Genomic DNA, 19,523 nt, shown 5'->3' with positions numbered 1-19,523 from the left:
TATTCCGTGGGGTTCTGGTACACTCCACCACACTAAATTGACTGAATAGCAGGCAGGACAATGGCAGATCAACCGCAGGAAACCACCGATTTCGGTTTTCGCACCGTAGCTCGAGACGAAAAGCAGGCCATGGTGGCAGACGTTTTTCATTCGGTAGCCGCAAAGTATGACGTGATGAACGACCTGATGTCGTTTGGCATCCACCGTATCTGGAAGCGTTTTACCATTGATTGCAGCGGCGTGCGCCGTGGGCAGCGGGTGTTGGATCTGGCCGGTGGCACCGGTGACCTGGCCGCCAAGTTCTCTCGCATGGTCGGTGAACAGGGGCAGGTGGTGCTGGCGGACATTAACGATTCCATGCTGAAGATGGGGCGCGAGAAACTGCGCGATCGCGGCATTGTCGGCAACATCAGCTACGTACAGGCCAATGCCGAAGCGTTGCCGTTCCCTGATAACTATTTTGACTGCATCACCATTTCCTTTGGCCTGCGCAACGTCACCGACAAAGACAAAGCGCTGCGCTCGATGTTCCGTGTGCTCAAGCCAGGTGGCCGTCTGTTGGTGTTGGAGTTCTCCAAACCCTTGCTGGCACCACTGAGCAAAGCCTATGACGCCTACTCGTTCCACGTGCTGCCGAAAATCGGCGAGCTGGTGGTCAAGGATCCGGAAAGCTACCGCTATCTGGCCGAGTCGATCCGCATGCATCCCGATCAGGAAACGCTGAAGGGCATGATGGGGGCCGCCGGTTTTGACAACGTGACCTATTTTAACCTGACCGGCGGTATTGTGGCCCTGCACCGTGGCTTCAAGTTCTGATATGGATATGCCGATGCTGTTAACCCCGTTGTTGACCGGCGTACTGGAAACATCCCTCAACAGCCTGCTGTTCCGCGATCGCAGCATGAAGGCGGCCCGTCAGCGGCTGGCCGGCAAGGTTTTGCGTATTGAGCTGCAGGAACTTGCCTCTCCGCTGGTGTTGATCTTCAGTGAACAGCGTGTGGATGTGCTTGGCCAGTCTGATGACACTGCCGACTGCACGGTGCGCAGCCGTATTTCGGTGCTGCTTAAATTGCGGGATCGCCAACAGCTTTCGCCATTGATGCGCAGCGGCGACTTGATTGTCGAAGGCGACATTCAGGTCGTGCAACAACTGGTTGGGTTGCTTGATCTGGCAGAGTGGGATCCGGCGGAATGGCTGGCACCTTACATTGGCGATATTGCCGCGCAGGGTGTCACGCAGGTTCTGGGCAAGGGCGCGAACCTGTTGAAAGCCGGCTTACAGCGTCAGCAGCATTATGTTGCTGAAACACTGACGGAAGAGTGGCGTGTGGCACCGGGCCCATTGGAAGTTGTGTGGTTCAATGAAGAGGTTGATGCCACCGTTCGCAACGCCGATGCGCTGATTGCCCGTATGGACAAGTTGGAGGGTAAACGATGACCCCTGGCGAACTACGCCGCCTGTATTTGATCGTCCGCGTTTTTCTCAGCTATGGCCTGGATGAACTGATCCCCAAGATGCGTTTGACGTGGCCACTGCGATTTGGCCGCCGTCTGCTTTTCTGGATGCCAAACCGCCATGCAGATAAACCCTTGGGTGAGCGTCTGCGTCTGGCTTTGCAGGAGTTGGGGCCGGTATGGATTAAGTTTGGTCAGATGATGTCTACCCGTCGCGACCTGTTCCCACCACAGATCGCCGATCAACTGACGTTGTTGCAGGACCGGGTTGCTCCTTTCGACGGTGCGCTAGCGCGTAAGCATATTGAATTGGCGATGGGCGGCCCGCTGGAAACTTGGTTTGATGATTTTGACCAACAGGCGCTGGCCTCGGCATCGATAGCCCAGGTGCATACCGCGCGGCTAAAAACGACCGGGCAGGAAGTGGTGCTGAAGGTGATTCGGCCGGATATCGGGCCAATCATCAAGGCCGATGTGCGCCTGATGTATCGTTTAGCGGCTTGGGTGCCCAAGCTGATGCCGGATGGTCGACGTCTGCGTCCGCGAGAAGTGGTGCGCGAGTATGAAAAGACTTTGCTGGACGAGCTGAATCTGCTGCGTGAAGCGGCTAACGCCATCCAGTTGCGTCGCAATTTCGACGGTAGTCCTATGTTGTACGTGCCGGAAGTGTATTCGGACTACTGCCGCGAAAGCGTGCTGGTCATGGAACGCATTTACGGCATCCCTGTTTCGGATATTGAGACGCTGGAAAAGCAGGGCACCAACATGAAACTGTTGGCTGAACGCGGGGTTCAGGTATTCTTTACCCAGGTCTTCCGTGACAGCTTCTTCCATGCAGACATGCATCCCGGTAATATTTTCGTCAGCTATGAACATCCTGAAGATCCCTGCTATATCGGCATCGACTGCGGTATTGTTGGCTCGTTGAACAAGGACGATAAACGCTATCTGGCGGAAAACTTTATTGCCTTCTTCAATCGTGATTACCGCAAGGTTGCGGAGTTGCATGTTGATTCTGGCTGGGTACCGCGCGATACCAACGTCGAGGATTTTGAGTTCGCTATCCGTACCGTGTGTGAGCCGATCTTCGAGAAGCCGTTGGAGGAAATTTCGTTTGGCAACGTGCTGTTGAACCTGTTCAATACCGCGCGTCGATTCAATATGGAAGTGCAACCGCAACTGGTGTTATTGCAGAAGACCTTGCTGTATGTTGAAGGTCTGGGCCGACAGCTTTACCCACAGTTGGATTTGTGGACGACGGCCAAGCCGTTCCTGGAAAGCTGGATGCGTGACCAGGTCGGTATACCGGCAGTGATCCGCGCCCTGAAAGAAAAAGCGCCGTTTTGGGCAGAGAAACTGCCTGAACTGCCTGAATTATTTTACGATAGTCTGCAACAGCATAAGCTGTTGCAACAAAGTGTTGATAAGCTGACTAATCAGATGCAGGCCCAGCGTGTTCGTCAGGGACAATCGCGTTATTTGTTCGGCGTTGGCGCTACACTGATAGTCAGCGGTACGATTTTGCTATTGGGCGAGGTTGCTGTATTCCCCGCATGGCTGATAGCAGCCGGCATCGTTTCCTGGCTGATAGGCTGGAAGCGAACTGCCTGAATTGGTTAGAAACTCTGGTAAAATCTGCCGTATAATGCGACGGATTTTGAAAAAACCCTGTAAAAATAGAGGTAATTGCAATGGGCGGTATTAGTATTACGCAATTGTTGATCATCGCAGTGATCGTGGTGCTGCTGTTTGGTACCAAAAAGCTCCGTACCTTGGGGTCCGATCTCGGTGCATCAATCAAGGGTTTCAAAAAGGCGATCGGCGATGACAACACGCCGCCGACCAACACGGCTGAGAAAAGCAGCCTGGATGACGCTGACTTCACGGCCAAGCCTATTACCGATAAGCAGCCGGAAGTGAAAGCGGAAGAGTCGAAGAACAAAGAGCAGGTATAAACCGTGTTTGACATTGGGTTTAGTGAACTGTTGCTGGTTCTGGTTATTGGCCTGGTGGTACTCGGGCCGGAACGGCTACCGGTAGCGGTAAGAACAGTTTCGGGCTGGATCCGCGCGCTGCGTTCGTTGGCGGCTTCGGTGCAGAACGAACTTACTCAGGAACTGAAACTGCAGGAACTGCAGGACAGCCTGAAAAAGGTAGAGAAGGCAGGCATGCAGAATTTGTCGCCAGAGTTAAAGGCGTCAATGGATGAGCTGAAAGACGCGGCGGAATCGCTGAAACGTTCTTATCAGGGCGACAGCAAGACCGAGCCAGCACACACTATTCATAACCCTCTGGTCACCGACCCGGAAGCCATTCATGACGGCGTGACGCCGGCAGAGGCTGCGGCTGTTGCGTCGTCTCCGGCTGCAGTACCGGAGCCGGCGGTTACGGCAACGCCGCAGGTTGAACAGCCGGCAATCACGCCCGCTAAACAACCGGTAGCGTCAGCCGTTCAGGCAAACCCAGAACCTGTTGCGGATAAAACCCCCGCGTCTCACCAACCTAGTGGCGATCGTTAAAACATGGCTGTTGAAGATACCCAACCCCTTATCAGTCATCTGATAGAACTGCGTAAGCGGTTGTTAAACTCAATTATCAGCATACTGGCGATCTTCCTGGTGCTGGTGTTTTTCGCCAATGACATCTATCAACTGGTGTCTGCACCGTTGATCAAGCAGCTACCTGCCGGCGCGAGCATGATCGCCACCGACGTGGCCTCACCGTTCTTCACGCCGATCAAGTTGACCATGATCGTTTCGGTGTTTGTCGCTGCACCCGTGATTCTGTATCAGGTCTGGTCATTTATCGCACCGGCGTTATACAAGCATGAACGCCGATTGATGATGCCCTTGTTGGTGTCGAGCAGCCTGCTGTTTTATCTCGGCATGGCGTTTGCCTACTTTATCGTGTTCCCGTTGGCGTTTGGTTTTTTTGCCAAGACCGCACCCGCCGGGGTGATGATTGCGACCGACATCAATAACTACCTTGATTTCGTCATGGCGCTGTTTATGGCGTTTGGCGTTGCGTTTGAGGTGCCTGTTGCCATTATTCTGCTGTGTTGGAGTGGCGTCACTTCACCGGAAGATTTGAAAAAGAAACGTCCGTACGTGTTGGTAGGGGCTTTCGTGGTTGGCATGTTGTTGACGCCACCGGATGTGTTCTCGCAAACCCTGCTGGCGATACCGATGTATCTGTTGTTTGAAGTGGGTGTGTTCTTTGCCCGTTTCTATACGGGTAAACGTCGTCCGCAGCCGGAAGAAGAAGATGAGGGCGATGAGCCCCCTGCATCTTGATTTCTGTTTGTCTAAAGCCGCCCGCTGGGCGGCTTTTACTTTGGGAAAACCATGTTTGATATCGGCGTCAATCTCACCAGTTCACAGTTTGCCAAAGACCGCTCAGCCGTGCTGGAGCGCGCACGCGTCGCCGGCGTGAAAGGGATGCTGATTACCGGTACGGATCTGCCGGAGAGTCAGGCCGCCAGTGAGCTGGCCCTGTTACATACCGGCTATTGTTGGTCCACCGCGGGCGTGCATCCACATCATGCCAGCAGTTGGGACGAGCGGGTTGCTGAACACATACATGAATTGGCCTCTCGGCCGCACGTCGCGGCAGTGGGTGAATGTGGTTTGGATTTTAACCGTAACTTTTCCACGCCAGAGCAACAAGAAAAGGCATTCAGCGCTCAACTTGCGTTGGCCGCAGAGCTGGCGATGCCGGTATTTCTTCATTGCCGCGATGCGCACGCACGTTTTGCCGCGCTGTTGGCATCCTGGTTAGATAAACTGCCCGCGGCAGTGGTGCACTGTTTTACGGGTACTGCTGAAGAATTAGAAGGCTGTTTGTCGCTAGGCTTGTCGATCGGTATTACCGGTTGGGTCTGTGATGAACGGCGTGGCTTGGAATTGCGTGCACTGCTACCGCAGATCCCGGCTGAGCGTCTGTTGTTGGAAACCGACGCCCCCTATCTGTTGCCCCGAGATTTACATCCGAAACCTGCATCTCGCCGCAACGAACCCTGTTTTTTGCCTCATATCGTCCGGCAGGTGGCCACCTGGCGACACGAAGACCCCGAATGGCTGGGGCAGAAAACTGATGAGAACGCCCGCCGGCTGTTCCGGCTGGAATGAGTTAGGAGAAAACTATGAGCTATGCATTTCCGGGTACCTTCCCAGGTCGTCGTATGCGCCGCGTGCGCCGTCATGATTTCAGCCGTCGCCTGGTGGCGGAGAATCAACTGACGGTTAACGATCTGATCTACCCGGTATTTGTCATGGAAGGCAATAACCGTCAGGAAGCCGTATCATCCATGCCCGGTGTATCACGCATGAGCATCGATCTGCTGATTAAGGAAGCGGAAACCATCGCCAAGCTGGGTGTGCCAGTGATCTCCCTGTTCCCGGTTATTGAGCCAGGCCTGAAGTCACTGCATGCGGAAGAAGCCTATAATCCAGATGGTTTGGTGCAACGTACGGTACGCGCGTTGAAAGACGCGGTGCCTGAATTGGGTATTTTGACCGACGTAGCGCTTGATCCTTACACCACTCACGGTCAGGACGGCATCATTGATGAGCAGGGTTATGTCATCAACGATATCACCAAAGAGATTCTGGTCCGTCAGGCATTGTCTCATGCGGAAGCCGGGGCAGAAATCGTGGCGCCAAGCGACATGATGGATGGCCGTATTGGTGCGATTCGCGATCGGTTGGAGCATCAGGGCCTGATTAATACTCAGATCATGGCTTACTCAGCAAAATATGCCTCTTGCTACTATGGCCCATTCCGCGATGCACTGGGCTCAAGCGGCAATCTGAAAGGCGGCAACAAGAAAACCTACCAGATGGACCCTGCCAACAGCGACGAAGCGTTACAGGAAATTGCGCAAGACCTGCAGGAAGGCGCGGATATGGTCATGGTTAAGCCGGGTATGCCTTATCTGGACGTTGTGCGCCGAGTGAAGGATACCTTTGGTGTGCCGACTTTTGCCTATCAGGTGTCTGGTGAATATGCGATGCACATGGCAGCGATTCAGAATGGTTGGTTGCAGGAACAGCCAGCGGTGATGGAATCGCTGATGTGCTTTAAACGCGCTGGGGCTGACGGTGTGCTGACCTACTTTGCCAAGCGAGTCGCTCAGTGGATGCATGACGACGCGATGCAACGCTAAGACAGCAGTAAGCAAAAAACAAAGGCGCCCTGGGCGCCTTTTTGCATTACAACTTTTGAAACTGCCGGTTATCGATACTCTGGGTAACCTGCTTGTTTATCAGGTTCAGTAGCAACATTGAACGTGCCTCGCCGTCAGGCTCAGTGTAAATGGCTTTGAGCCCTTCAAACATGCCGTCGACGATCAACACGCTATCGCCCGGTTGCGGTGTTTCCGGATCAAAGTAGGTTTCGCAGGTATGCGTCTGCAGCTCTTCGATGACCTTCTTCGGGATGGTGGCCGGCATTGAGCCAAAGCGCACGAAGTGGCTGACACCACGTGTTGCGCTGATGGTCGTGGTATGGATGCATTCCGGATTGAATTCCACAAACAGGTAGTTGGGGAACAGGGGTTCGCTGACCGCAATGCGTTTGCCGCGTACGATCTTTTCCAACGTAATGATTGGGCTCAGGCACTTCACTTCCTGCCGCTCCAGATGTTCCTGCGCCCGTAAAAGTTGGCCGCGTTTACAATACAGTAAGTACCAAGATTCCATAATTTCACATGCCTTTCTGCCAGCCGGTAAGCATATCAAAAGCCATTACGGATACATAGTGGTGCAAGTTTCAGCATGTAACTGCCGCTATCTACATGAATCATTAGCAATTAGCGAAGAGTCACACACTTATTCGCACGGCTCGGGTATAACAGAGGGCTAAAAATTTGTTACCGTCGCAGTATGCCTTGGCATGAGATTGCCAGATGTGACGCTATTCATCGTTTTTGATTGAGGGGGAGAAATGGAGTTGTTTCTGTTGAGTAACGGCAAGCTGTCCGGTGAGGATGAGCTGCTGGGCTATGCCAAGAACCACCTTTTGGCGATGATCGCACGTCGCGGTATCACGTCTGCCGTATTTATCCCTTATGCCATGATCCGCAGTGATTACGATCAGCGTGCGCAGGAGCTGTCGCAAACGTTGGGTATCAAAGTGACCAGCATTCACCATGCCGAGTCTCCCGCTGCCGCGGTTGAACAGGCGGAGTGCATTTTGGTCAGCGGCGGCAATACCTGGATGTTAAACCAGATGTTGCACGAGAAGGGTTTGATCATCCCGATCCAACGGGCTGTGCGTGAACGTAGCATACCCTATGTGGGCTGGAGTGCCGGTTGCAACGTTGCTACGCCGAGCATTCGTACCACCAATGACATGCCGGTGCGCAACAGCGTCGTGCTGCCGGCATTGAACCTGTTCCCGGTGCAGATCAACCCGCACTACATTGATGCCCATATCAGTGGCCACATGGGCGAAACGCGTGATGAGCGCCTGGCGGAGTTTTGCGCGGTCAATCCAAGTGAGTCTGTCGTGGCGTTGCGTGAAGGCAGTCTGCTGCACATTGAGGGGAATGATTTACGTTACTTCAGTGCTAGAAATCAAGGTTTCAAGGTGTTCCGCCACGGCGTGGAGACCCAGGAGCATCATGATACGCAGGCGTTACAACCGTTGGTGCCGTTCACGTGTCACTGAGAACCGGCGATGTCTTTACCGGTGTTTAACAAAAGTGCAGCAACAACCGTGAAGAGGGCTTATAATGCCCTCCTCACTGGCCGTTATAATGATCAGCATGAAATACCGTGACTTACGCGATTTCCTCTCGTTGCTGGAAAAGAGAGGGGAACTAAAACGCATCAGCCAGCCGATTGATCCCTATCTGGAAATGACAGAAATTGCCGATCGTACTTTACGTGCGGGCGGCCCGGCGCTGCTATTCGAAAACCCCAAGGGGTACGACATGCCGGTGTTGTGCAATCTGTTCGGCACCGCCAATCGCGTTGCGATGGGTATGGGGCAGGAGGATGTCAGCTCGTTGCGCGAAGTCGGCAAATTGCTGGCGTTCCTGAAAGAGCCAGAGCCACCAAAGGGCTTTCGCGATCTGTTTGATAAGCTGCCGAAGTTCAAGCAAGTGTTGAACATGCCGACCAAGGTATTGGGTTCAGCACCTTGCCAGGAACAGGTATGGCAGGGCGATGATGTCGATCTCAGCCGTATCCCGGTGATGCACTGCTGGCCGGAAGATGCTGCGCCGCTCATCACATGGGGATTGACCGTTACCCGCGGGCCGCAGAAAGAACGGCAAAACCTGGGTATCTATCGCCAACAGGTACTGAGCAAGAATAAAGTCATCATGCGCTGGTTGTCGCATCGCGGCGGCGCGCTGGATTATCTTGAATGGTGCCAGGCGCATCCCGGGGAGCGTTTCCCGGTTGCCGTTGCCTTAGGTGCGGACCCTGCCACTATTCTCGGTGCAGTGACGCCAGTGCCGGATACCCTGTCTGAATATGCCTTTGCCGGGCTGCTGCGCGGCAATAAGACCGAAGTGGTCAAGTGTATCTCTTGCGACCTGGAAGTACCTGCCAGTGCGGAAATCGTGTTGGAAGGTTATATTGAGCCGGGTGAAATGGCACCGGAAGGTCCCTATGGCGATCATACCGGTTACTACAACGAGATAGATCACTTCCCAGTCTTCACCGTCACCCACATCACTCAACGCCGCGACGCTATTTATCACTCGACCTACACTGGCCGTCCGCCGGATGAGCCAGCGGTGTTAGGCGTGGCGTTGAACGAAGTATTTGTGCCTATATTGCAAAAGCAATTCCCGGAAATTGTCGATTTCTATCTGCCGCCTGAAGGCTGTTCTTACCGCCTGGCGGTGGTGACTATCAAGAAACAGTATGCCGGTCATGCCAAACGCGTAATGATGGGGGTCTGGTCATTCCTGCGGCAGTTTATGTACACCAAGTTCGTTATCGTCTGTGACGATGACGTCAATGCACGCGACTGGAATGATGTGATCTGGGCAATTACCACCAGAATGGATCCGGCAAGGGATACCGTTATGGTGGAAAATACGCCGATCGACTATTTGGACTTCGCCTCGCCGGTTTCCGGTTTGGGATCGAAGATGGGGCTGGATGCCACGAATAAATGGCCGGGTGAAACCCAGCGCGAATGGGGCCGTCCGATTCAGATGGATGAAAAGGTGCGTGCGCGTATCGATGACATCTGGGATGAGCTTGCAATTTTCAGTGACAGAGAACCGACGCTATAGCGACAGGCTTTGTTCTCAGTTTTGCATTGATGACCCGACAGAGGGAACGCATGACAATATTGAGCTGTAAAGTGACCTCCGTAGAGGCCATTACCGATACGGTTTATCGGGTACGTTTGGTGCCAGAGGCGCCGTTTTCTTTCAAGGCAGGGCAGTATTTGATGGTGGTGATGGATGAGCGTGACAAGCGTCCGTTCTCACTGGCATCGACCCCGACAGAGCAGGACTATATTGAGCTGCACATCGGCGCTTCGGAACTGAATCTGTACGCCATGGCGGTGATGGATCGCATTCTGAAAGAACAGGCGATTACCGTTGATATGCCACACGGTGACGCGTGGTTGCGTCAGGAAGGCAGCCGTCCGCTGGTGTTGATTGCTGGTGGTACAGGCTTCTCCTATGCTCGCTCGATTCTGTTGGCCGCGTTGGAGCAACAGCCGAACCGCGATATCTCTATCTATTGGGGCGGACGTGAGCTCAAGCACCTGTATGATTTGAGTGAGCTGGAAGCACTGTCGGTGCAACACCCGAATCTGAAAGTGATCCCGGTAGTTGAGCAACCGGAAGAAGAGTGGCGTGGCCGTAGTGGCACAGTGCTCAGCGCGGTATTGCAGGATTTCGGTACTCTGGCGGAGCACGATATTTATATTGCCGGGCGTTTCGAAATGGCAAAAATCGCTCGCGAGCGTTTCTGTGCCGAACGTGGCGCGTTGGAAGCGCACATGTTCGGGGATGCTTTCTCGTTTATCTGATCTGCGGGATAGGCGGAAAGCGGGGTGGCCGGTGGCCGCCCCGTTTTTATTTGGGGGCCGGTGAATAACAGGCATAAAAAAACCCGCCCCTGACAGGCGGGAAGTACGGCAACTAAACGTGGTGGGATGCTGCGGTTTAAAAAGTGACGCAGTCATCCCAAGTAGACACAGCTAAACGCGTTCAAAGACGGTAGCGATCCCCTGGCCCAAACCAATACACATGGTCGCCAGACCAAACTGCACGTCACGGCGTTCCATGTTGTTCAGCAGGGTGGTCGAGATGCGTGAGCCCGAGCAGCCGAGCGGGTGGCCTAAAGCAATGGCACCGCCGTTCAGGTTAATCTTGTCGTCGATGCTGTCCAATAACCCCAGATCCTTGATGCAAGGCAGCGACTGGGCGGCAAAGGCTTCATTCAGTTCGAACAAATCAATGTCCTGCACGGTCAGTCCAGCGCGTTTCAGCGCCAGTTTGCTGGCAGGCACTGGCCCATAACCCATGATGGATGGGTCGCAGCCGACGACGGCCATCGAACGTATACGGGCACGGGCTTTCAGACCGAGCGCTTTGGCACGTGATTCGCTCATCAACAGCATGGCGGATGCACCGTCGGACAATGCCGAAGAGGTACCGGCCGTCACTGTACCGTTGACGGGATCGAATGCCGGGCGCAATGCAGCAAGGCTGGCGACGGTCGTTTCTGGACGAATCACTTCGTCGAAGTCATAACGGGTCAGTACACCGTCGGCATCATGCCCGGTAGTTGGGATGATTTCATTCTTGAAATAGCCGGCTAAGGTGGCGGCATGCGCGCGTTGGTGCGAGCGTGCGGCGAACTCATCCTGCATCTGGCGGCTGATATTGTGTATCTTGGCCAGCATCTCGGCGGTCAGGCCCATCATCCCGGCAGCTTTTGCCACGCTGCGGCTCAAACCTGGGTGGAAATCCACACCGTGGTTCATGGGTACGTGGCCCATATGCTCTACGCCGCCAATCAAACTGACATGCGCGTCGCCCACCATAATGGCGCGTGCTGCATCGTGCAGCGCTTGCATGGAAGAACCACACAGCCGGTTAACGGTAACCGCAGGTACAGTATGCGGGATCTCGGCCAGCAATGAGGCGTTACGGGCGATGTTAAAACCTTGCTCCAGGGTCTGCTGTACACAACCCCAATAAATATCGTCAATTTCGGCCGCATCCAGTGACGGATTACGGCTCAGTACCGCGCGCATCAGGTGGGCGGAAAGATCTTCGGCACGTACCTGGCGGAAGGCGCCGCCCTTAGAGCGGCCCATCGGTGTGCGTACGGCATCAACAATAACTACGTTTTCCATCTTTATGACCTCATGCCGGTTGGCCAGTGGAGACATCAGACAGCGGCGCTGCCACCGGGTAGTAGCTTTCATTGCGTTCAGCTTTGGCGCGCAGGCCGGCAGGCACCTGATACAGGGCGCCAAGATGTGCATAACGTTGCGCCAGTTCTACATAATTGCTGGTGCCCAGCGTATCCAGATAACGGAACGCCCCGCCGTGGAATGGAGGGAAACCGATACCGTAGACCAATGCCATGTCGGCCTCGGCCGGGCTGGCGATGATGTTTTCTTCCAGGCAGCGCACGACTTCATTGATCATTGGGATCATCATCCGAGCGATAATTTCTTCGTCGCTGATGGTCTGGCGCGGTTGGCTGACGGTCGCCAGCAACGCATCAGTTTGCTCATCGTTGTCTTTACGCGGCTTGCCTTTGTTGTCCTGGCTGTAGCGATAGAAGCCCAACTGGTTTTTCTGACCGAAACGCTGGTTATCGAACATTACATCGATGGCGTCGCGGTAATCTTTACTCATGCGCTCTGGGAAGCCTGTGGCCATGACCGCTTGAGCGTGGTGTGCCGTATCGATACCGACGACGTCGAGCAGATAAGCTGGGCCCATCGGCCAACCAAACTGTTTTTCCATCACTTTGTCGATTTGACGGAAGTCCGCACCGTCGCGCAGCAGCATGCTGAAACCGGCAAAATACGGGAATAACACGCGGTTGACGAAGAACCCTGGGCAGTCGTTAACCACAATTGGCGTTTTGCCCATGCGGCTGGCGTAAGCCACTACGGCAGCGATGGTGCTGTCACTGGTCTGCTCGCCACGGATGATTTCTACCAGTGGCATGCGATGTACCGGGTTAAAGAAGTGCATACCGCAGAAGTTTTGCGGGCGCTTCAAGGATTTTGCTAAGTGGTTAATTGGAATGGTCGACGTATTAGACGCCAGGACGGCATCTTCGCCGATCAGGCCTTCCACTTCGGACAGTACCGCAGCCTTAACCTTCGGATTCTCGACAACGGCTTCGACGATCACCTGCGCACGTTCGATACCCGCATAATCCAGCGTCGGTTGAATGGTCGACAGCACCTGAGCCATCTTCATGCCGTCCAGCTTGCCACGTTCCAACTGCTTGTTAAGCAGCTTGGCGGCTTCATTCATGCCGAGCGTCAGGGATTTGTCGCTGATGTCTTTCATGATCACCGGTACGCCTTTCAGCGCGGACTGGTAGGCGATACCGCCACCCATGATACCGGCACCCAACACTGCAGCTTGCTTCGGTGCTTCAACGTTCTTCGCGAGCTTCTTCGCCTGGCTTTTTACAAACTGATCATTAAGGAAAATACCGACGAGCGCACGAGCCTCTTTGGAACGCGCCAATGGCACAAAGCTGGCGGTCTCCAGTTTCAGCGCTTCATCGCGGCCCAGCTTGGCCGCAGCCTCAATGGTTTTGACCGCAGTCATCGGGGCCGGATAATGTTTACCGGCAGTTTGCATCACCATGCCTTTGGCGGTAGTAAAGCTCATGGCAGCTTCGATTGGGCTGAGTTTCAGCGGCTCAAGCTTAGGCTGACGATAGGCGCGCCAGTCCAGTTTGCCGTCAATCGCCTGCTGCAACATTTTAAGGGCAGCGTCGACCAACTTTTCCGGTGCGACCACCGCATCCACCAGGCCGACTTTCAGTGCGTCTTTGGCACTGACATCTTTACCCGCGGCGATGATTTCCAGTGCGCTGTCGTTACCCAACAGGCGCGGCAGACGAACAGAGCCGCCGAAGCCCGGCATAATACCCAGTTTGGTTTCTGGCAGGCCGATGCGTGCATCCGGTGAAGCGATGCGGAAGTCCGTAGCCAGAATGCATTCGCAACCGCCGCCGAGCGCATAGCCGTTAATGGCCGAAAGGGTCGGTACCGGCAAATCTTCCAACCGGTTAAAGATGCTATTGGCAAAGACCAACCATTCCTGCAGCTTTTCAGCCGGGGCAGCAAACAGTGAAAGGAATTCGGTGATATCGGCGCCGACAATAAATGCGGCTTTTGTGGAACGCAGCAGCAGGCCTTTCAGCTCAGTCTGCTTTTCCAGCACCGCGAGCGCTTCGCCCAGGCTGGCAACGGTGCGAGTATCAAGCTTGTTTACAGAACCTGGGGCATTGAACACCAACTCGGCGATGCCGTTGTCGAGCCAGTGCAGTTGTAATGTTTCGCCTTGGTAGAGCATGTCTATCTCCTGAATCAGCGTTTGATCTGGTATGACCAGATGATGAGGAGTGTGGTTTTTATGTTAACAATATGCAAATGAGAGATTGCATATTTGCAGGGCGGATCACATGGCTCTGAGGTAGGTTGATGATTTAAAAATAAATTATATTTTATGCATTATGGTGATTTGTCGGAGTGTAAAAGCCCTCATAGACTTGCCGGTGCAGGGTGTTATCCAAGCAGAGGTGAGAAATGAGTAAAGCGGTATGTGTAAAACACAGTGGTTTCTGGAGTATTCCTGCCAGAACCATGACGCTGGCCTGTCTGCTGGTGTTTATGGCGCAAATGGCGACGACGGTGTATTTGCCTTCATTACCGACGGTGATGCAGGAACTGGCGATGACGCGCCGCGCCACCGAGCTTTCGATATCCATATTCGTGCTTGGTGCTGCCCTGCCGGTATTGTTCTGGGGCGCTGCGGCCGATCGCTTTGGCCGACGTTTACCGCTGACATTGTCTTTGGGGATATTTATCAGTTGCAGCGTACTGCTGGCGTTTTGCAGTAACGGCACTCAGTTATTGGTGCTGCGGGCGCTGCAGGGGGTTGCCGCCGGTGGTGCTGCGATCATTGCGCGCATTATCGTTCGTGATAACTGGAGTGGTGATGAGTTGGCAAGGCGCCTCTCGGTACTGTCGATAGCCTTTATCGCCGCGTTGGGTGGCGGGCAGTTTATTGGCGGGTTGCTAAGCGAGTATTCACACTGGCAAATGGGCTTTATCTTGATGGGGCTGACCGGGCTGGCGATCCTGTTGCTGATGGTGACGTTACCGCTGGAAGCGGGTCGTTCTGGGAGCCAGCGTCCGGTTATGGCGGCAACCTATTGGCACATTCTGCGTCGCCCAGGGTTCTTGTGGCCAGCCATTGTCGGCGGATTGGGGTTTGCTACCACGGTAACGTTGCAGGAGGTGAGCCCGTTCATCATGCAGCAGGGGTTTGGTCTGAACGTTACCGCTTTTGGCGCGTTGGGGTTGGTGGTCGGCGTGGCTTACTTTACCGGAGCAATGGCAGTAAACCGGACGGTAGCACGCTTTGGCGGTAAACGGCTGATGCAGGTGGGGACGCGCATCGTCGCCGTAACAACCGCCGCGATTATGCTGCTGTGGTGGAGCGATGTGCTGATTGGGCTTTCCGGTATGACGATCTTCATCGCGCTGTATTGCCTGACGATTTTTGGCCAGGCGGTGCTGTTTCCTAATAGCATGGCGATGGCCGTCAGCGATGCCAAAGAACAAGGTGCCTATGCCATGGCGTTGTGTGGTTTTCTACAGCAGTGTCTGGCGGGTATTGCTGCTGCCGGCGCGGTTTTTCTCGAACATCACGGCCTGTGGACTATGGCGATCGCGTTGCTTGGTCTGATCGCCTGGCTAATTGTTAAGCTACGGATGTAACGACGTTTACAACGATTTGCGAACCGCCCCGCATGCCCGAAGTGATGAGGTTGGTGCGTTGGAACGGTGTGCTAAGATGAGGCATTCCGTTCTAATGGTATGTAAAAGGGTATTGTGATGGAAACATTGGCTTCTTTGTATAACGACCACCTGGCAGAGCTGCAAAAACGGGCACGTGAAGTGTTAACGCGCAATAAACTGGACGCGCTGCTGATCCACTCTGGAGAACTGCAACGGATTTTCCAGGATGACCGCAGTTACCCGTTCAAAGTGAATGCGCATTTTAAAGCCTGGGTGCCGGTTACCTCAGTTCCAAACTGCTGGCTGTGGGTAGACGGCGTTAACAAACCGAAGCTGTGGTTCTATTCGCCGGTCGATTATTGGCACAGTGTTGAGCCATTGCCTGAGAGTTTCTGGACCAAATCCGTTGAGTTGATGCCGCTGGCCAATGCCGATGACATCGGGCAGCAACTGCCTGCCCAGCGTGAACGTGTCGGTTATATTGGCTATGCACAACAGCGTGCTCGCGATCTCGGCATCTCTGCGGAAAACATCAACCCGAAAGCCGTGTTGAACTACCTCGACTTCCATCGTTCAATCAAAACCGGTTATGAACTGGCCTGCATGCGTGAGGCGCAGAAAACCGCAGTGATGGGGCACCGCGCTGCCCATGAAGCTTTCCTTTCGGGTATGAGCGAGTTTGATATCAACCTCGCTTACCTCACGGCAACTGGGCATCGTGACACCGATGTACCTTATGACAACATTGTCGCGTTGAATGAACATGCGTCTGTGCTGCATTACACCACGCTGGATCACCAGCCTCCGGCCGACGTGCTGAGTTTCCTGATTGACGCCGGTGCGGAATATAACGGCTACGCCGCTGATCTGACGCGAACTTACGCAGGCCAGAGCGGCAGTGACTTCGCTCAGCTGGTAAAAGATCTCAACCACGAACAACTGGCGTTGATGGATACCATCAAAGCGGGCGTACGCTACACCGATTACCATGTTCAGATGCACCAACGCATCGCCAAATTACTCAAGAGTCACAAGCTGGTGAGTGGCATAAGTGAAGAGGCCATGGTAGAGCAGGGGCTGACTACGCCGTTCTTGCCACATGGTTTGGGCCATCCACTGGGTCTGCAGGTACATGACTCTGCGGGTTTCATGCAGGATGAACAGGGCACTCATTTGGCTGCACCATCCAAATATCCGTACCTGCGTTGCACCCGTGTATTGCAACCGGGCATGGTATTGACCATTGAACCGGGCATGTATTTTATTGAGTCACTGTTAGCGCCATGGCGTAGCGGCGAATTCAGCCAGCACTTTGCCTGGGATCGCATCGATGCTCTGAAACCATATGGTGGTATCCGTATTGAAGACAATATCGTGATCCACGAAAAGCGTATCGAGAACATGACACGTGATCTGAACCTGGCCTGATGCAGCCTTATCCGATCCCTGCAGGCCCCGTTAGCGTCAGCGAAGAAATAAAGAAGAGTCGTTTTATCACCCTGCTGGCACCGACTGGCGGGGTTGATGAGGCCAAGGCGTTTATCCAGCAGGTTCGTGATGAACACCCGACAGCCCGTCATCATTGTTGGGCATTTGTCGCCGGGCCTCCGACTGACTCACAACAGTTAGGGTTTTCCGACGACGGGGAACCTTCCGGTACTGCGGGTAAACCGATTCTTGCGCAGTTGATGGGCAGTGGTATAGGGGAAATCACCGCTGTGGTAGTACGTTATTATGGCGGTATTAAGTTAGGTACGGGGGGGTTGGTACGCGCCTACGGCAGTGGTGTGCAGCAAGCATTAAAGCAGTTAGCCGTCAGTTACAAGATCCCGCAGGCCGAATATACTTTGCAATGCGACTATGCGCAGTTGGCATTGGTAGAGAATCTGTTGCAGCAATTTGAAGGGCGGATTGTGCAGGGGGAGTATGGTGCTTCCGTCCTGTTGCATTTGACCTTACCGGTAACCGTGGTTGAAGCGTTTGGGAATAAATTACGTGATCTCAGTCGCGGTAATTTGCAATTAACCCCCATTTCGCAATAATTCCCCCAACTGAATTGCTAAGGATCGTGCTGAAATGCATTTTCGCGCTATAACCCGTATCGTTGGTCTGTTGGTCATCCTGTTCTCCGGGACGATGTTTATTCCTGGTCTGGTGGCATTGATTTACCGCGATGGGGCAGGGCGGGCATTCAGCCAGACCTTCTTTGTGGCGGTGACCATTGGGTTGATGCTGTGGTGGCCCAATCGCAAACAAAAGCATGAGTTGAAGCCACGCGAAGGCTTTTTGATCGTGGTGCTATTCTGGACCGTGCTGGGCAGCGTGGGGGCATTACCATTTTTATTCTCGGAACGGCCTAACCTGTCGTTGACCGATGCTTTCTTTGAATCCTTCTCCGGCTTAACAACGACAGGTGCCACCACGCTGGTGGGGCTGGACTCACTGCCAAAAGCCATTTTGTTCTACCGCCAGATGCTGCAGTGGATGGGTGGGATGGGGATCATCGTGTTGGCAGTCGCGATACTGCCAATCCTTGGCGTCGGCGGCATGCAGTTATACCGTGCAGAAATGCCCGGCCCGCTGAAAGACAACAAGATGCGTCCGCGTATTGCAGAAACAGCTAAAACTCTGTGGCTGATCTACGTGTTACTGACTATCGCCTGCGCATTGGCGTTGTGGGGGGCGGGCATGTCGGTATTCGACGCCATCGGCCACAGCTTCTCTACTATCGCCATTGGGGGGTTTTCTACCCATGATGCCAGTATCGGTTATTACGCCAGTCCTACCATTAACACCATTATTGCTATTTTCCTGCTTATCTCTGGTTGTAACTACGGTTTGCACTTTGCCTTACTGAGTGGTCGCAGCCTGAAAGTCTATTGGCGCGATCCTGAGTTCCGTATGTTTATTGCTGTGCAACTGACGCTGGTGGTGGTGTGTACCGCGGTGCTATGGGGGCATGGTGTATACAAAACCGGTATGGAAACGGTCAACCAGGCGTTCTTCCAGGTCGTGTCGATGGCGACAACGGCGGGTTTCACCACGGACAGCATTGCCAAATGGCCGTTATTCCTGCCGATGTTGTTGCTGTGCTCTGCATTTATTGGTGGCTGTGCCGGTTCAACAGGTGGCGGGCTGAAAGTGATCCGTATTTTGTTACTGTATCTACAAGGTTCACGTGAGCTCAAAAGGTTGGTGCATCCCAATGCTGTTTACACCATCAAGTTGGGTAACCGGGCGTTGCCGGAACGTATCCTTGAAGCGGTATGGGGTTTCTTCTCGGCTTATGCGTTGGTCTTTATCGTCAGCATGCTGGCCATCATTGCTACCGGCGTTGATGATTTCTCTGCTTTTGCTGCAGTAACCGCGACGTTGAACAATCTGGGGCCGGGGTTGGGGGTGGTGGCGGATAACTTTACGACTATGCCTGCGCCGGCGAAGTGGATCCTGGTTCTGACAATGCTGTTCGGGCGCCTTGAAGTCTTTACACTACTGGTTCTGTTTACGCCGACGTTCTGGCGCGAATGATCCTGATAGAAGGAGTAACGCCGTGAAGGCACTGATTCTTTATTCCAGCCGCGATGGGCAAACACGCTCTATCGCTTCTTATATAGCAAACAAATTGCAGGACACCTTGCGCTGCGACGTGATTGACTTGCAACAAGCGGATGATGTTGACCTTAACCAGTATCAGCAGGTGTTGATTGGTGCCTCAATACGCTATGGCCATTTCCATCCGACGTTGGCTAAGTTTGTTAAGCAACATGCCGAGCAGCTGAACCAGATGCCAAGTGCATTCTTTAGTGTCAACCTGACAGCGCGCAAGGCGGACAAGCGTTCGCCTCAGACCAATGCTTATACCCGCAAGTTTCTGTTGTCCTCACCCTGGCAGCCAAAACAGTGTGTCGTGTTTGCCGGTGCACTACGCTATCCGCGTTATCGCTGGTTCGATCGCGTCATGATCCAACTTATTATGCGTATGACAGGCGGCGAAACAGATACCAGTAAAGAAGTTGAGTATACCGATTGGCAGATGGTGGACCGTTTTGCTCAGGAGTTTGGGCAAATTCAGTATG

General features: G+C 53.9%; 19 protein-coding genes. 16 read left to right on the top strand and 3 right to left on the bottom strand.

All coding sequences use genetic code 11. The annotated features are described in order from the left end of the window. The first annotated feature begins 60 nt into the window (after positions 1-60). The 8 genes from ubiE to hemB all read left to right on the top strand — a co-directional run bounded on the left by ubiE (position 61) and on the right by hemB (position 6,619). Positions 61-816, top strand: coding sequence for a bifunctional demethylmenaquinone methyltransferase/2-methoxy-6-polyprenyl-1,4-benzoquinol methylase UbiE (gene ubiE, locus ACI2J2_RS18290; protein ID WP_209637686.1), 756 nt, complete (start codon positions 61-63; stop codon positions 814-816). Positions 817-829: 13 nt separating this feature from the next. Next, on the top strand, positions 830-1,438 hold the full coding sequence (locus tag ACI2J2_RS18285; RefSeq protein WP_209638124.1) for an SCP2 domain-containing protein: 609 nt from the start codon (positions 830-832) through the stop codon (positions 1,436-1,438). Further along, positions 1,435-3,066: a ubiquinone biosynthesis regulatory protein kinase UbiB gene (gene ubiB / locus ACI2J2_RS18280; RefSeq protein ID WP_037423531.1), complete on the top strand. Its 1,632-nt coding sequence runs from the start codon at positions 1,435-1,437 to the stop codon at positions 3,064-3,066. The genes ACI2J2_RS18285 and ubiB overlap by 4 nt, the downstream gene beginning before the upstream one ends. Before the next feature lie 80 nt (positions 3,067-3,146). After that, a complete protein-coding gene (tatA, locus tag ACI2J2_RS18275; RefSeq protein WP_020824842.1) occupies positions 3,147-3,410 on the top strand; it encodes a Sec-independent protein translocase subunit TatA in 264 nt (87 codons plus the stop codon). Between the two features lie 3 nt (positions 3,411-3,413). After that, positions 3,414-3,974 (top strand): Sec-independent protein translocase protein TatB, encoded by a 561-nt coding sequence (gene tatB, locus ACI2J2_RS18270; RefSeq protein ID WP_209637684.1) that lies wholly within the window; start codon positions 3,414-3,416, stop codon positions 3,972-3,974. Between the two features lie 3 nt (positions 3,975-3,977). Next, a complete protein-coding gene (gene tatC / locus ACI2J2_RS18265) occupies positions 3,978-4,748 on the top strand; it encodes a Sec-independent protein translocase subunit TatC (protein ID WP_404760575.1) in 771 nt (256 codons plus the stop codon). Between the two features lie 51 nt (positions 4,749-4,799). Continuing rightward, positions 4,800-5,582: a 3'-5' ssDNA/RNA exonuclease TatD gene (tatD, locus tag ACI2J2_RS18260; protein WP_404760574.1), complete on the top strand. Its 783-nt coding sequence runs from the start codon at positions 4,800-4,802 to the stop codon at positions 5,580-5,582. A gap of 14 nt (positions 5,583-5,596) precedes the next feature. After that, a complete protein-coding gene (gene hemB / locus ACI2J2_RS18255; protein ID WP_209637678.1) occupies positions 5,597-6,619 on the top strand; it encodes a porphobilinogen synthase in 1,023 nt (340 codons plus the stop codon). A 46-nt stretch (positions 6,620-6,665) separates the two neighbouring features. Here the strand turns inward: hemB and rfaH are convergent, their stop codons facing one another. After that, positions 6,666-7,154 (bottom strand): transcription/translation regulatory transformer protein RfaH, encoded by a 489-nt coding sequence (gene rfaH, locus ACI2J2_RS18250; RefSeq protein WP_209637676.1) that lies wholly within the window; start codon positions 7,152-7,154, stop codon positions 6,666-6,668. A 244-nt stretch (positions 7,155-7,398) separates the two neighbouring features. Between rfaH and pepE the strand changes: the two genes are divergently transcribed. The 3 genes from pepE (at position 7,399) to fre (ending at position 10,461) form a co-directional block, all read left to right on the top strand. After that, a complete protein-coding gene (pepE, locus tag ACI2J2_RS18245) occupies positions 7,399-8,124 on the top strand; it encodes a dipeptidase PepE (protein WP_404760573.1) in 726 nt (241 codons plus the stop codon). A gap of 64 nt (positions 8,125-8,188) precedes the next feature. Continuing rightward, positions 8,189-9,709 carry a 4-hydroxy-3-polyprenylbenzoate decarboxylase gene (gene ubiD / locus ACI2J2_RS18240; protein WP_209637672.1) on the top strand — a complete coding sequence of 507 codons (1,521 nt, stop codon included), beginning with the start codon at positions 8,189-8,191 and terminating at the stop codon, positions 9,707-9,709. Between the two features lie 50 nt (positions 9,710-9,759). Beyond that, on the top strand, positions 9,760-10,461 hold the full coding sequence (fre, locus tag ACI2J2_RS18235; RefSeq protein ID WP_404760572.1) for an NAD(P)H-flavin reductase: 702 nt from the start codon (positions 9,760-9,762) through the stop codon (positions 10,459-10,461). Between the two features lie 171 nt (positions 10,462-10,632). Here the strand turns inward: fre and fadA are convergent, their stop codons facing one another. Continuing rightward, entirely contained in the window at positions 10,633-11,796 is a 1,164-nt protein-coding gene (gene fadA, locus ACI2J2_RS18230; RefSeq protein ID WP_209637668.1) for an acetyl-CoA C-acyltransferase FadA, read from the bottom strand. A gap of 10 nt (positions 11,797-11,806) precedes the next feature. Beyond that, positions 11,807-13,996: a fatty acid oxidation complex subunit alpha FadB gene (gene fadB, locus ACI2J2_RS18225; RefSeq protein ID WP_209637666.1), complete on the bottom strand. Its 2,190-nt coding sequence runs from the start codon at positions 13,994-13,996 to the stop codon at positions 11,807-11,809. A gap of 233 nt (positions 13,997-14,229) precedes the next feature. Here fadB and ACI2J2_RS18220 point away from each other — a divergent pair, with 233 nt between their 5' ends. The 5 genes from ACI2J2_RS18220 to hemG all read left to right on the top strand — a co-directional run. Then, positions 14,230-15,426, top strand: coding sequence for an MFS transporter (locus ACI2J2_RS18220; protein WP_265556377.1), 1,197 nt, complete (start codon positions 14,230-14,232; stop codon positions 15,424-15,426). 117 nt (positions 15,427-15,543) lie between these two features. Further along, positions 15,544-16,875: a Xaa-Pro dipeptidase gene (gene pepQ / locus ACI2J2_RS18215; RefSeq protein ID WP_209637662.1), complete on the top strand. Its 1,332-nt coding sequence runs from the start codon at positions 15,544-15,546 to the stop codon at positions 16,873-16,875. Next, a complete protein-coding gene (locus ACI2J2_RS18210) occupies positions 16,875-17,489 on the top strand; it encodes an IMPACT family protein (protein ID WP_404760571.1) in 615 nt (204 codons plus the stop codon). Before pepQ ends, ACI2J2_RS18210 begins: the two co-directional genes overlap by 1 nt. Before the next feature lie 34 nt (positions 17,490-17,523). Beyond that, on the top strand, positions 17,524-18,975 hold the full coding sequence (gene trkH, locus ACI2J2_RS18205; RefSeq protein ID WP_012004734.1) for a Trk system potassium transporter TrkH: 1,452 nt from the start codon (positions 17,524-17,526) through the stop codon (positions 18,973-18,975). A gap of 22 nt (positions 18,976-18,997) precedes the next feature. Then, positions 18,998-19,523 (top strand): menaquinone-dependent protoporphyrinogen IX dehydrogenase (gene hemG / locus ACI2J2_RS18200; protein ID WP_209637657.1); only part of this gene is annotated, 526 nt, incomplete at its 3' end.

The organism is Serratia sp. NPDC087055 (assembly GCF_044900985.1).
Lineage (GTDB): Bacteria > Pseudomonadota > Gammaproteobacteria > Enterobacterales > Enterobacteriaceae > Serratia.
The sequence above is the reverse complement of the archived record's forward strand: the minus strand, read 5'-3'. Positions and strand labels throughout refer to the sequence as shown.